Genomic DNA, 14,381 nt, shown 5'->3' with positions numbered 1-14,381 from the left:
CCCACCCCCGCCGGGGGGGGGGGCCCCCCCCCACTGTGGTGGGGGGGGGGCGCCCCCCCACCCCCCCCACCCGCGGCCCCAAATTTGGTACCGCGCCCCACCTCTGTGAGGTGGGCAGCTCTCCCATTTGCAACGTGTTGTGTGTTACAAATTGAATATGAGGTCAAGTTCAACTATGCGATCAAGTTCCACTACGCGATCAGCTGTGCTCATCGATTTCGGGGGAGTGGTGACCACCAGCGTGCTCGACGCCTTCCGGGCCTTCGGCGCGGAGATCGGCGACCGTGAGCTGCCGCTGCGTCTACTCGGACACGACGGGCAATCCCGCACGCTGCTCGCAGATCATGAGGCAGGACGGATCGACGCCGAAACCTTCGACAAGGGTTTCGCCGCCCGACTCGGGGCACACGGCGTAAGCGTGCCGTCCGATGGACTCTCCGCGAGGATGCAGCATCGACTCGAGCGTGACGACGAGACGATTGCCATGCTGGGTCGGCTGCGCGCCGCGTCGGTTCCAGTTGCCCTGGTGTCCAACGCGTTCGGACGAGACACCTATGCGGGCTTCGAGCTCAGCGAGCTCGCGGATGTTGTCGTCATCTCCGCTGAGGTGGGTATACGCAAGCCATCGCGTCGGATCTTCGAGATCGCGTGCGAACGGCTCGGTGTGGCGCCGCAGGATTCGGTGATGATCGACGACCTCCAACAGAACCTCGACGGTGCAGCGAAGCTCGGGATCGCGGGCATCCTCCATACCGACGGCGCCGACACGGCGAGGCAACTGACCGAAACGTTCGGACTACCCGCAACCGCGTGAGATCCGTACCGCAGATGTCCACCCGCGTGGACGAATGATCGAGAACCGAGGAGAAGCACTGTGAACGCCTCATCGACGACTACCTCGCCGTCAAGCACCACCTCCCCGTCTACATGCGCCGCCAACGCGCTCGAGACCGCGTTGGCGGAGGTCAGCCGCATCCAGCAGGAGAACTGGCCCGTGGACGTACCGCGGACCGTCGAATCCTCGGTCGAGGCGCAGGGCATCGTCGGTTACCTGCGGCACTGGGCACGTGAGACCCCAGCTGCAGTGGCGATCGCCTTCTATGGCCGCGAGATCACCTATGCCGAATACGACGCACTTTCCGACAGTGTGGCGGGCTGGCTCCGCGCACAGGGGATTGGCGTCGGCGACAGCGTCGGCCTGTACCTGGGCAACTGTCCGCAGTTCCACATCGCGATGATGGCGATACTGAAACTCGGTGCCGTTCATGTGCCCGTGAATCCGATGCTCCGCGAGCACGAACTCGCTCACGAACTCGCCGACGCCGAGGTGAGCGTGGTGATCACCCAGCCAACGCTCGCCGCCCTCGTCGAGACGGTTCGTGATCGCACGCAGGTGCGCGTCATCGCGACAACAGATCTCTCCGACATGCTGCTCGCGGACAGCCCCGCCGCACCGTTCGAGCGGACCGGGGAGTCAACGGACTGGGCTCGGATCGTCGGGACGCCCGCGCCTACCGACTTTCCACCGGTCGACCCGGATCGTCTTGCCGCGCTGAACTATACGGGCGGGACGACCGGAATGCCCAAGGGATGCCGGCACACTCAGGGGCACATGCTCTACACCGCGGTCACGGCGACTGCGGCGCATGGCCGTCGGGTCGGGGCTGTACATGGTGCGTCGCTGGTCTTCATGCCGGTGTTCTGGATCGCCGGGGAGGACACCGGAATCCTGGTCCCACTGGTGAACGGCGACACCGTCGTCTTGCTGACGCGATGGGATGCGGGCGTCGTACTCGACGGCATCGAGAACTATCGCGTGGATTCGATGATCGGCACCGTCGACAACTACATCGAATTGATGGAGCGCGAAGACTTCTCGACGCACGACCTCACCTCGTTGACCAATCCGCTCGCAGTGTCTTTTGTGTCGAAACTCGACCCGACGGTCCGCGCTCGCTGGCGTGAGGCGACGGGGAACACGTTGCGCGAAGGCAGCTACGGGATGACCGAAACGCACACCGCGGACACCATCACACTCGGCTACTCCGCCGGAGACTACGACCTGTTGGGCGACCCGGTGTTCTGCGGGGTACCCGTTCCCGGCACGGACATCCTGATCGTCGACGCCGACGGCAATCCGGTCCCGATTGGCAGCGAGGGCCAGATCATCGTGCGCAGTCCGTCGGTGATGGGCGGCTACCATCGCAATCCCGAGGCGACCGCCGACGCCTTGCGCGACGGTTGGCTCCAGACAGGCGATTTCGGCAAGTTCAGTGAGCGCGGCGCGCTGCACTACCTGGCGCGCAACAAGGAGATGATCAAGACCAACGGCATGAGCGTCTTCCCCTCGGAGGTCGAGTCGCTGCTGATGCTTCATCCGGCCGTCGACAAAGCTGCGGTGGTACCCAAACCGGATCGACGACGAGGTCAGATCGCCTTCGCCTTCGTGCAACTGCGCGACGGCGAAGAGCTCTCGGCCGACGACATCATCGCCTGGGCGCGACAGAACATGGCAGGTTACAAGGTGCCGGAGATCGAGATCATCGAACAACTTCCGATGACCGCAACGGGCAAGGTACGCAAGGGCGACCTCTTCGCGAAGGTAGGAAAAGCATGAGTTCAGCAACCGTACTCGTCGCCAACCGTGGGGAGATCGCTCTCCGTATCATCCGCACCGCCCGCGAGACCGGGCATCGCGTCGTCGCGGTGTATGCCGCGGACGACGCCGAGGCACCACACGTCAGTGCCGCCGACGAGGCCCTCGCGCTCGAGGGCGTCGGACCGCAGGCGTACCTCGACGTCGACGCGATCGTCGACGCCGCGCAGCGCACCGGCGCCACCTTTGTCCATCCCGGATACGGATTCCTCAGCGAGGAGCCACGTTTGGCGCGCGCCTGTGCTGTCGCCGGTCTGCGGTTCGTTGGTCCGTCGGCACAAGCCCTCGAGACGTTCGGCGACAAGGCGTCGGCACGACGAGCAGCGATCGCCGCAGAGGTGCCGGTCCTCGACGCCACCGAGAGCGGGGTCGACGAGGCGCAGGTCGCCCAACTGCTCGCCGCGCACCCGTCGGGCGTGATGATCAAAGCGGTGGCAGGCGGTGGCGGTCGCGGCATGCGCGAGGTCACCTCGGCCGACCAGATCGGCGACGCGATGAAGACGTGTGCCGCCGAGGCACTGGCGGGATTCGGCAACGCGGACCTGTTTGCCGAGGAGCTGTGCGGCTCGGCGCGGCACATCGAGGTGCAGATCATCTCGGCTGAGTCCAGCTCGGGGACAACGACATCTGGAACTACGGCACTGGCGCTCGGTGATCGCGACTGCAGTGTGCAGCGCAGACATCAAAAGCTCATCGAGATCGCACCGGCACAACACGTCTCCGACGAGATGCGTGCCGGGCTGCACGCGTGCGCGGCACGGCTGTGTGCCGCCAACGGATATCGCGGGCTGGCGACGGTCGAGTTCCTCGTCGCGGGAGATCGATTCGTCTTCCTCGAGGTCAATCCGCGAATTCAGGTGGAGCACACCATCACCGAAGAGGTGACCGGTTGCGACCTCGTCGAGATCGGGTTGGCCATCGCCGCAGACCGGCGCTTCGGAGAGTTGGGGCTACCCGCGGGCATCACCTCCGACGGTGAAGCCGTGACCGGAACACCCGTGGATACGGCGGGTGTCGCGATCCAGGCGCGCGTGAACATGGAGACCACAACCCCGGATGGCACGACGGTGCCGCAATCGGGCACGTTGCGGTCGTTCTTAGCGCCAACGGGACCCGGGGTCCGGGTGGACACGTTCGGGCGGCCGGGCCTCACAACGAGCCCGCGCTACGATTCGTTGCTCGCCAAGGTGATCGGCCACACAGCGCGGGGTGATTTCACCATCGCGACGCGCAAGACCGCCGATGCGTTGGGCGAATTCGTCATCGACGGCGTCGCGACCAACGTCGGCCTGCTACGCGCGATACTCGGCGACAAGGCATTCGGCGCAGGCTCGGTCACGACGGGGTACCTCGGCGAGCACATCGACGAACTCGTCGCGCGTGCAACCGAATTCGACACCGCAGGCGCGGCCAAGCCGATCGCCGACGACGCCGAGGCGCCGGTCCTCGACGTCGAACTCGCCGACGGCGAGGACGTGCTGGTGGCCCCGATGTCCGGGGTGGTCGTCGAGGTGGCGGAGGCGGGCGTCGCCGCAGCGCCCGGTACGGCACTCGTCGTGCTGGAAGCGATGAAGATGCAGCACACCGTGTCGGTGCCCACCGCGGCAACACTGATCCGGGCGCTGGTCGAACCGGGTCAGGCCGTCGCAACCGGTCGACCGTTGGCGGTCGTCGGAGCTGCTGGCGGTGATGCAGATGTCGAGACTCGCGCCGAGATCGACCCGGGCCACATCCGGCCCGATCTCGCCGAGATCAACGCGCGGCACGAGGTGACGCTCGACGCCGCGCGTCCCGACGCGGTTGCCAAGCGCCACCGAATCGGTCGACGTACCGCTCGCGAGAACATCACCGACCTCGTCGATGACGACAGCTTTGTCGAATACGGGGCGTTGACACTTGCCGCTCAGCGCACGCGCCGCACCGAAGAAGACCTCGTTGCGAACACTCCCGCCGACGGACTGGTTGGCGGCGTGGCGACGATCGGTGCCGACCGGTTCGGTGCCAAAGCTGCTGAAGCTGTGGTTATCTCGTACGACTACACGGTGCTGGCGGGCACGCAGGGACTGCGTAACCACGCCAAGACCGATCGGCTGATCGAGTTGGCCAAGCGCAAGAATGTTCCGCTGGTGCTTTTCGCCGAGGGCGGTGGAGGCCGGCCGGGTGATACCGATGCCAACGGTGCGGCGGGCCTGGAGCTCAACACGTTCCGAGAAATGGCCTCGTTGCGCGGCCGGGTGCCGACGATCGCTGTTGTCTCGGGTCGGTGTTTCGCGGGCAATGCCGCACTCGCCGGAGCGTGTGACGTCCTCATCGCCACACCCGAAGCCAACATAGGCATGGGCGGTCCGGCGATGGTCGAGGGCGGTGGTCTCGGCGTGTTCCGTCCCGAGGACATCGGGCCGGTCGAGCTTCAGCGTCGCAACGGCGTCGTGCATATCGCGGCGCGCGACGAAGCCGACGCCGTCGATCTGGCACGGCGATACCTCGCGTACTTCCAGGGCGACGTCGTCGACTGGGACGCGCCGGACACCAGGCTCTCCCGACACGTGGTACCCGAGAATCGCCTGCGCGCCTACGACGTTCGCGAGGCGATCGACTCCATTGCGGATCCCGCCTCAACGCTCGAGGTGCGGGCCGACTACGGCATGGGAGTCGTCACCGCGCTGATCCGAGTCGAAGGCGTGGCATACGGAGTGGTCGCGAACTCGAGTGCGCACCTCGGTGGCGCGATCGACGCGGAGGCCGCCGACAAGACTGCCGACTTCCTGGAAATGTGCGAAGCACACAGGCTCCCAGTGGTGACCCTCTGTGACACACCGGGATTCATGGTGGGGCCGGATTCGGAGGAGCATGCAACCGTGCGCCGGTTCTCACGGTTGTTCGTCGCCGGCGCGCGGCTGACTGTGCCGTTGGGAACGATCATCCTGCGCAAGGGCTACGGTCTCGGTGCGATGGCAATGGCGGGCGGCTCGTTCCACGCACCGCAGTTCACCGTCGCGTGGCCGACGGGCGAGATCGGACCGATGGGACTGGAGGGTTCGGTACGACTCGGATTCCGAAAGGAGCTCGAGGCGATCGATGATCCTGCCGAGCGGGACGCGTTGTTCGCCGAGTTGGTGGCGAAAGCGTACGAGCACGGCAAGGCGCTGCACTCCGCCACGACCTTCGAACTCGACGATGTGATCGATCCCGCCGACTCACGGGCGTGGATTCGTCAGCTCGGTCGTCAGCGACACCAGTAAGAGCGGAACAACAGAACAGCGTGAGAAACCCAGAGCGGGGGAGGAAATCTCCTCCCCCGCTCTGGGTTTCGTACGAAAGGGTTACGTCCCTTGGGGCCCGATCGGGCTAACGGATCTGCAACACCAGCTTGCCCGTGTTGGCTCCGGAGAACAGCATGGCGAGAGTGTCGCCGAACGCCGTGATGTCGCCCTTCTCGACCTGCTCGGCCGCGGTGATCTGACCCGACCGAATCCAGGCTTGCAATGCGGCTTGAGCCTCCGGGTAGCGACGCCGGTAGTCGAAGATGATGAATCCGGCCATCGACGCGCGGTTGATCAACAGCGATAGGTAGCGCGACGGCCCGGGCGGGGGCGTCGTGGCGTTGTACCCCGAGATCGCTCCGCAGATCGCCACGCGTGCGTGTGTACGCAACTGTGCCAGAGCCGAATTGAGCACATCGCCACCGACATTGTCGAAGTACACGTCGATGCCCCTGGGAGCGGCCGCACGCAGCGGTCTGCCGATGGAACCCTGCTTGTAGTCGATGGCGGCGTCGAATCCGAGTTCGTCGGTCAGCCATGAGCACTTGCGCTCGCCACCGGCCACCCCGATCACCCTGCAGCCCATCAGTTTTGCGATCTGCCCGGCGACGCTGCCGACGGCACCCGCCGCGCCCGAGATCAGCACGGTGTCGCCCGGCTTCGTCTGTGCGACGTCGAGCAGCCCGAAATACGCTGTCATTCCGGGGAATCCGAGCGCGCCGAGCCAGGTCGGTGCGGGCGCGAGATCGGTATCGACCACCATGATGTCGTGGCCGTCGGACACAGCGTACTCCTGCGCACCGAACGGTCCGGACACCACGGTGTCCACGGGGTACTTGTCATTCTCCGACGCCACGACGGTGCCGACGGCGTGTGCGCGCATGACCTCGCCGATACCCACCGGAGGGATGTACGACGGCACGTCGTCGAGCCAACCGCGGATGGCGGGATCGACCGAGACATAGTCGACGGCGACAACGAACTCGCCCGCCGACGGTTGTGGGATCGGTTCTTCGGTGACGGTGAAAGTGTTCTCGTCGATCTCACCCGTGGGTCGAGCTGCGAGTCTGATCTGGCGGTTGACTGCGCTCATGCGGTGGTCCTCCTCAGTGACGTGCGATCGATGTTGCGTTTGAGGATCTTTCCGGTAGATCCCTTGGGTAGCTCGTCGACGAACAAGACCATGCGGGGAATCTTGTAGGCGGACAACCGCTCTCGACACCACGACTCGATGTCGTCGTGGGTGGCTGTTGCTCCCGACGTCAGTACGACGACCGCCGCGACTTCTTCGCCGTAGTGGCTGTCGGGGACGCCGACGACTGCCGCTTCGACCACATCCGGGTGCTGGTAGAGGATCTCCTCGACCTCGCCGGGATAGACGTTGTAGCCACCACGGATGATCAGATCCTTCACGCGGTCGACGATCCGTAGATCACCGTCGACGTCGATCTCGCCGAGATCGCCTGTGCGGAACCAACCGTTGTGCGACAGTGCCGCGGCGGTCGCCTCGTCATTGCGCCAGTAACCCTTGAACACCATGTCGCCCGCGATGAACACCTCACCGACGACGCCCGGTGCGCACACGGCTCCGTCGGCGTCGCGTACCTCGACGCGCATGCGCGGCACCACGGCGCCGGTGCTACCGATCTTTCCGCCGCGGTCGATGTCGTTGAACGTCGCCATCGCGGTGGTCTCGGTCAACCCGTAGCCCTCGAGCAGGGTGCACCCGAAGCGCTCCTCGAAGGCGCGTGCGATCTCCCCGGGCAGCGACGCTCCGCCGGAGACGGCAACGCGCAGATGTGCAAAACCTTCGCCGTCCGCTTCCGTCGCCTCGTGCAGCATCGCGTTCCACATGGTCGGGACGCCGCACATCACTGTCAGCCGATCGCGTGCGAGCATGTCGATCATTGCGCGCGGGGTGAACCGGCTCAGCAGCGACATCGATGCGCCCGTGGTGAAGGCTGCCATCATCACCGACGCCTGACCGAAGACGTGGAACAGCGGCAGTCCGGTACCCAACCTGTCGTCTGCGGTGCCCCTGCTGACCTCGCCTGCCACTTCTCCGGCCGACAGCAGATTCTTGACCGTCAGCTCGGCGCCTTTGGGCTTTCCTGTGGTGCCAGAGGTGTAGAGCAGGGCGGCGGTCTCGTCGGGTGCGCGGTCGACGGGGGTCTCCAGTGGTGTTGCGGTCGCGTTACCCGGACTCGCCGCAGCGGCGTCGAGTTGCCACGAGGGAACACCGGCCTGCGCTGCGGCATCGACGACCGCTGGGCCGAGCGTGACGTGCCCGATGGCCAGTGACGCCTGTGAGTTGCTGAGGAAGTAGCCGACCTCTGCGGCGGTGGACATCGTGTTGACGGTGATCACGGTGGCGCCGAGCGCCTGAATGCCCATGTAGGCAATCGCGAACTCGGGGACCGAAGGTGCCGCGAGCAGCACACGATCTCCGCGTCGGATGCCCGCATCGCGCAGCGCCCCGGCATAGGCCAACGCCGCGTCGTAGAACTCTCCGTAGGTCAGTGACGTCGAGCCACCGAGAAGAGCGGTCGCATCGGGCCGTGTCGTCGCGTGACGCACGACGGGATCGATGAGATTGACCATGGGAATGCCTTTCAGATCGAGGTGGTGGACACGTCGTTGTGCGTCAAGAAGCGGCGACGACCCGGGCGATCGACTCGGCGACCATCACCGGCTTGTCGGAGCCCTCACGCTCCATGACCTGCGACGTCACCACCTGGATGCCACCGGAGACCTCGTCGGCGGATACGACGGTGACGCGCATACGCACGCGCGAACCCACGGGTACGGGAGCGGGGAAACGGACCTTGTTGTAGCCGTAGTTGAGGCTGTGCGCGAAACCGTCGAACTTGATCAACTGGCTCGACAGGTGGGGTCCGAGGGACAGGGTGAGCAGGCCGTGTGCGATCGTCCCGCCGAGGTCGCTGGCGGCGGCGCGCTCGGTGTCGAGGTGGATCCACTGGTGGTCATCGGTGGCGTCGGCGAAGGCATTCACCCGGTCCTGCTCGACGGAGTACCACGGTGTCGGCCCGAGTTCGGTTCCGACCAGCTCGGTGAGATCGGCGGCCGTGGTCGGGCGGACGGGCTGTGTTGCGGTGGTCAAGGTTCCTCCTGTGCTCAGATCGCCACGGGGCGATGTTGAATCTGAAATCACCTTCAACTATAGATGGTTGTCGAGACTGCGATCACGTTATGGGTCAGTTTGTGAGGGGGCGCTCTGCCTCGCAAACAAATTCTCAACGACGACGTCGACGACGACCCGACGGGACGTCGGCCTGCTCACCACCGAAAGGATCTCTGCGCCATGACATCTCACGAACTCGCCGGACGGACGGCACTGGTGTCCGGGGCCTCGCGCGGTATCGGCCTCGCCGCCGCGGTTGCACTGGCTGACGCCGGCGCCAACGTCGTCGTCACCTCGCGCAAGCAGGAGTCGGCCGACGCGGCGGCGGCTCAGATCGGACCTCGCGCGCTCGGCGTCGCGGCCCACGCTGTCGACGAGGATGCCGCGCAACGCTGCGTCGAACTCACGCTGGAACGTTTCGGCAGCATCGATATTCTGGTCAACAACGCCGGGACCAACCCTGCCGCGGGCCCGCTCATCACCCAGGACCACGCACGATTCGCCAAGACCGTCGACGTGAACCTCTGGGCGCCCCTGCTGTGGACGAAGCTCGCCGTGCAGGCGTGGATGGGTGAGCGCGGGGGATCGGTCATCAACACCGCGTCGATCGGCGGGATGGTTCACGAGGCGAACATCGGCGTGTACAACACCACGAAATCGGCGCTGATCTACCTCACCGAGCAACTGTCGCTCGAGTTGTCTCCGCGCATCCGGGTGAACGGCGTCGCGCCCGGCGTCGTCCGCACCAAGCTCGCCGAGGCGCTGTGGCGAGAGCACGAGCCGCAGGTTGCCGCCGCCACGCCGCTCGGCCGAATCGGCGAGCCCGAGGACATCGCGTCGGCCATCGTCTTTCTCGCCTCCGACGCGTCGTCGTGGATGACGGGCGAGGTGATGGTGATCGACGGCGGCCAACGACTCGGCGACGCCTCGCAGTACCGATAGTCCGCTCGGGGCACGACCACACATCAACGCTCACAACCACATTCACATACAGCACATTCTGAGATCGACCTCAATACCGAACAACGGAGGAAACACCATGAAGCAGAAGGTAGCGATCGTCACCGGAGCAGCGCGCGGAATCGGCGCCGCGATCGCGAAAAGGCTTGCCGACGACGGGCTTGCCGTCGCGGTGCTCGATCTCGACGCCGCGGCATGCGCCGACACCGTGGCCGCAATCACCGCGGGCGGCGGCAAGGCGATCGCCGTGGGCGCCGACGTCTCCGACGAGGCATCGGTCAGCGCGGCCGTAGAGAAGGTTGTCGCCGAACTCGGCGCGCCGACGGTTGTCGTCAACAATGCTGGCGTGCTTCGCGACAACCTCCTGTTCAAGATGAGCGTCGACGACTGGGACACGGTCATGGCGGTGCATCTGCGCGGTGCCTTCAACGTCAGCAAGGCAGCGCAGAAGTACATGGTCGACGCCGGATGGGGTCGGATCGTGAATCTGTCGAGCACCTCGGCGCTCGGTAACCGTGGTCAGGCCAACTACTCCGCGGCCAAGGCGGGCATGCAGGGCTTCACCAAGACGCTCGCGATCGAACTGGGCAAGTTCGGCGTGACGGCCAACGCCATCGCACCGGGATTCATCGAGACGGACATGACAGCGGCGACCGCTGCGCGGATGGGCGTCGACTTCGATGAGCTCAAGAAGGCCAGTGCCGCAGCGATTCCCGTCGCACGAACCGGAAAGCCGGAAGACATCGCACACACTGCCTCGTTCTTCATCTCCGAGGGAGCGGGATTCGTCTCCGGCCAGGTCGTCTACGTGGCCGGCGGACCGAAGGACTGACGGCACGCGCCTCGCCGATCACTCCACCGCTACCCGAAAGGATCGATGCCCAGTGCTCCAGGATGCTTCAGCGCCCGTATCCGACGACATCACCGCCGACCTCGACGCGCGCGTGACACAGCTGCTCGCCACCCATCCGCCGACCGAGACATCCGAAAGCGATTTCCTCGGTGCACGTTTCGATGCCGGACTGGCCTGGGTGCACTTCCCGGTCGGCCACGGTGGACTCGGAATCGCGCAGACCTATCAGGCCGGCGTGGATGCCGCGCTCGACGCGGCCGGTGCTCCGGGGCCCGCGCGCGGTCGCAACGGAATCGGACTGGGAATGGCGGCACCGACGATCGCCGCGCTCGGCACCGAGGAACAGCGCGCCCGTTTCCTACGTCCGCTCTACACAGGTGAACACATCTACTGCCAGTTGTTCAGCGAGCCGGGAGCGGGGTCGGACCTCGCAGGCGTGGCAACGCGTGCGGTACGCGACGGCGACTCGTGGGTGGTCAACGGTCAGAAGGTGTGGACATCGGGCGCGCACAACGCCCAGCGCGCAATCCTGGTGGCGCGCACCGACCCCGGCGCGGTGAAACACTCCGGGCTCACGTACTTCGTCGTCGACATGAGTGCGCCGGGTATCGAGATCCGGCCGCTGCGCCAGGTCACCGGAGAAGCGGAGTTCAACGAGGTCTTCCTCACCGACGTCCGTGTGTCCGACGCCGACCGCATCAGCGACGTCGGCAACGGATGGCGGGTTGCCACCACGACTCTCAACAACGAGCGGGTTGCCATCGGCTCCGGTAATCCCCGGGAGGGCGGGATGATCGGCAAGCTCGCGCAGTGGTGGCGCCAGAATCCGGACGACCGCGAGCCCGCGGCATTGGATCGGGTGATGCAACTGTGGATCGACGCAGAGGTCACCCGCCTCGCCGGAGAACGCCTCCGCCAACAGCTCGCGGCGGGCCAACCTGGCCCCGAGGGCTCCGCGATGAAGCTGGCTTTTGCCCGTCAGGCACAAGCGATCTCGGGACTCGAACTCGAGTTGGCAGGCGACGAAGGACTGCGCTACGACGACTGGACGTTGCGACGCCCGGACACCGTCGACTTCACCGGACGCGGGCCGGGATACCGATATCTGCGGGCAAAGGGCAACTCGATCGAGGGCGGAACGTCGGAGATCCTGCGCAACGTCGTGGCCGAGCGCGTGCTCGGCCTGCCGCCGGAACACCGCGTCGACAAGGGAATCGCATGGAAGGACCTACCACAGTGACCACAACCACAACCGCAACTGCTACTGCATCTGGCGCCGCGCCGACGACTGCACCGCAGTCTGTGCAACCGACGACTGCACCGCAGTCCGGGCAGCCGGACCTTGCCTATGGCGATACCGAAGAGGCGCTGCGTGCCGCGGTGCGCAGGCTCTTCGAGGACCGACTCGACCCTGCTGCGCTGTCGGCGAGCTACGACGAGCCGGCCATCGACACTGCTGCGTTCTGGAGGTCGCTTGCCGGTGAGATCGGCGTCGCGGGATTGCTTGTGCCCGAACGCCTCGGCGGCGCAGGGGCGACCGAGCGGGAGGCCGCTGTGGTCTTCGAGGAGATCGGTCGCGCCGTGGCGCCCACCCCGTTCCTGACGAGCGCGGTGCTCGCGACCGAGGCGCTCCTGCACGCGGGCGACGTAGACACGGTCAGTGCTCTCGCCGGGGGAGAGCAGACGGGCGCACTGTTGATTCCGTTCTCGACGACGCCGGGTGCCGTTGCGGCGTCGGTCGATGCTGTCGACGGCGTCCTGCACGGCAGGGTCGAGACGGTAGCCGGTGCGGCACAGGCGGATCTGCTCGTCATCCCGGTCAACGGACCGGACGGGCTGGAGCTGCATGTGGTGGCCGCCGATGCCACCGGAGTCGTCGTCGAACCCGTTGTGTCGCTGGATATGACGCGTCCGCTCGCGGACGTCGAGCTGGTCGGGGTCCGCGCCAATCGAGTCGACACCGCCGACGCTGCAACCGCGCTGACGGCGGCCGTCACCACCGCGGTGGCACTACTGGCCTCCGAACAGTACGGCGTGGCGCAGTGGTGCCTCGACACGACGCTCGCGTATGTCAAGGAGCGTCGACAGTTCGGCAGGGTGATCGGCTCGTACCAGGCGATCAAACACCGACTGGCAGACCTCTGGCTCGAAGTCAGTTCGGCACGCGCGGCAGCCCGCTATGCCGCCGACACCGCGGCGCACGGCGACCTCGATGCGACCATCGCTGCGCACATGGCGGCGTCGTATTGCGGAGACGTCGCCGTACGCGCTGCGGAGGAATGCGTGCAGCTTCACGGCGGTATCGGGATGACCTGGGAGTATCCGGCGCATCTCTACCTCAAACGGGCCAAGGCCGATCAACTCGCGTTCGGAACCGGCTACTGGCATCGCCGACGCCTCGCCGAACTGATCGACCTCGCAGCCTGACTCCTGCTCGTCGAAGGCGCGGCCCTCGGCACCGCCTATCCCACAACATCATTCGAAGTCCATAGAAGGAGACACATCCATGAAAGCCTGGCGCGTCAACGAACTCGGTGATCCCCGCGACGTTCTGACCCTAGAAGAGGTCGATACACCCACGGCAGGCCCCGGCGAGGTTCTGGTGAAAGTTCTTGCCACGCCGGCCAACTTCCCCGATGTCCTGCTCTGCCAGGGCAAGTACCAGATCAAACCGCCGCTGCCGTTCACGCCCGGCGTCGAACTGTGTGGTGAGGTTGTCGCCATCGGTGAGGGAGTCGATCGTGCCGTCGTCGGCGAGCGGGTCGTGGGAAACCCGAATCTGCCGGGCGGCGCGTTCGCCGAGTACGCGTTGATGAATCAGGCCAACGTCTTTCACGCTCCCGATGCACTCGACGACGCAGAGGCAGCCGCTCTGAGCATCGGCTACCAGACCGCATGGTTCGCGCTGCACCGTCGGACGCAGATCGCCGAGGGCGACTACCTGCTCGTGCACGCGGCCGCAGGAGGCGTCGGCAGTGCGGCAGTTCAATTGGGCAAGGCTGCGGGTGCGCAGGTCATCGGTGTCGTTGGTGGACCGGAAAAGGCTTTGTACGCCAAGGAACTCGGTGCAGACATCGTCGTCGATCGGCGCTCCGAGGACTTCGTGTCCGCGGTCAAGGAGTTCACCGGCGGACACGGCGCCGACATCGTCTTCGACCCGGTGGGCGGCGACGCGTACGCCGGATCGACCAAGTGCATCGCATTCGAGGGGCGCATTGTGGTGATCGGCTTCGCAGGAGGCACCATTCCGCAACCCGCACTCAACCATGCGTTGATCAAGAACTACTCGATCGTCGGGCTGCACTGGGGTCTCTACCAGACCAAGAACCCGGCGGTGATCGACGAGTGCCACGCCGAACTGACCAGGTTGGCCGACAAGGGTCTTGTCAAACCTCTTGTGGGCGAACGACTTGCGCTGTCCGACGTTGCCGACGGTGTTGGTCGTCTTGGCGAGGGCACGACCGTCGGTCGCCTCGTGTTCATTCCCTGAGCCCGCCATACACCTCA

11 protein-coding genes are annotated in these 14,381 nt (G+C 65.8%); 8 read left to right on the top strand and 3 right to left on the bottom strand.

Features of this window, described 5'->3' with window-relative positions:
* The first annotated feature begins 175 nt into the window (after positions 1-175).
* The 3 genes from A5766_RS13950 to A5766_RS13940 are packed head-to-tail and all read left to right on the top strand — an operon-like array spanning position 176 to position 5,898.
* Positions 176-814, top strand: coding sequence for an HAD family hydrolase (locus tag A5766_RS13950; RefSeq protein WP_039856765.1), 639 nt, complete (start codon positions 176-178; stop codon positions 812-814).
* 60 nt (positions 815-874) lie between these two features.
* On the top strand, positions 875-2,617 hold the full coding sequence (locus A5766_RS13945; RefSeq protein ID WP_005208361.1) for an AMP-binding protein: 1,743 nt from the start codon (positions 875-877) through the stop codon (positions 2,615-2,617).
* Positions 2,614-5,898 carry an acetyl-CoA carboxylase family protein gene (locus A5766_RS13940; RefSeq protein ID WP_005208360.1) on the top strand — a complete coding sequence of 1,095 codons (3,285 nt, stop codon included), beginning with the start codon at positions 2,614-2,616 and terminating at the stop codon, positions 5,896-5,898. The genes A5766_RS13945 and A5766_RS13940 overlap by 4 nt, the downstream gene beginning before the upstream one ends.
* 106 nt (positions 5,899-6,004) lie before the next feature.
* Here the strand turns inward: A5766_RS13940 and A5766_RS13935 are convergent, their stop codons facing one another.
* From A5766_RS13935 to A5766_RS13925, 3 genes are read right to left on the bottom strand one after another with little or no spacing between them, the layout of a single operon-like run.
* Positions 6,005-7,012 carry an NADP-dependent oxidoreductase gene (locus tag A5766_RS13935; RefSeq protein WP_064905091.1) on the bottom strand — a complete coding sequence of 336 codons (1,008 nt, stop codon included), beginning with the start codon at positions 7,010-7,012 and terminating at the stop codon, positions 6,005-6,007.
* Entirely contained in the window at positions 7,009-8,520 is a 1,512-nt protein-coding gene (locus A5766_RS13930; protein WP_005208358.1) for an AMP-binding protein, read from the bottom strand. The genes A5766_RS13935 and A5766_RS13930 overlap by 4 nt, the downstream gene beginning before the upstream one ends.
* Before the next feature lie 43 nt (positions 8,521-8,563).
* On the bottom strand, positions 8,564-9,040 hold the full coding sequence (locus tag A5766_RS13925) for a MaoC family dehydratase (RefSeq protein ID WP_005208357.1): 477 nt from the start codon (positions 9,038-9,040) through the stop codon (positions 8,564-8,566).
* Positions 9,041-9,241: 201 nt separating this feature from the next.
* Between A5766_RS13925 and A5766_RS13920 the strand changes: the two genes are divergently transcribed.
* The 5 genes from A5766_RS13920 to A5766_RS13900 all read left to right on the top strand — a co-directional run bounded on the left by A5766_RS13920 (position 9,242) and on the right by A5766_RS13900 (position 14,364).
* Entirely contained in the window at positions 9,242-10,003 is a 762-nt protein-coding gene (locus A5766_RS13920) for an SDR family oxidoreductase (RefSeq protein WP_005208356.1), read from the top strand.
* Between the two features lie 97 nt (positions 10,004-10,100).
* Entirely contained in the window at positions 10,101-10,853 is a 753-nt protein-coding gene (locus A5766_RS13915; RefSeq protein ID WP_064862706.1) for an SDR family oxidoreductase, read from the top strand.
* A gap of 52 nt (positions 10,854-10,905) precedes the next feature.
* The gene (locus A5766_RS13910; protein WP_064905089.1) at positions 10,906-12,114 is read left to right on the top strand and encodes an acyl-CoA dehydrogenase family protein; all 1,209 of its coding nucleotides are present in this window, start codon (positions 10,906-10,908) and stop codon (positions 12,112-12,114) included.
* 62 nt (positions 12,115-12,176) lie between these two features.
* The gene (locus A5766_RS13905) at positions 12,177-13,301 is read left to right on the top strand and encodes an acyl-CoA dehydrogenase family protein (protein ID WP_064862707.1); all 1,125 of its coding nucleotides are present in this window, start codon (positions 12,177-12,179) and stop codon (positions 13,299-13,301) included.
* Between the two features lie 79 nt (positions 13,302-13,380).
* Entirely contained in the window at positions 13,381-14,364 is a 984-nt protein-coding gene (locus tag A5766_RS13900; RefSeq protein WP_064905087.1) for an NADPH:quinone oxidoreductase family protein, read from the top strand.
* Positions 14,365-14,381: the final 17 nt, after the last annotated feature.

Origin of the sequence: Gordonia sp. 852002-51296_SCH5728562-b (genome assembly GCF_001665475.1) — a bacterium.
Lineage (GTDB): Bacteria > Actinomycetota > Actinomycetes > Mycobacteriales > Mycobacteriaceae > Gordonia > Gordonia sputi.
The sequence above is the reverse complement of the archived record's forward strand: the minus strand, read 5'-3'. Positions and strand labels throughout refer to the sequence as shown.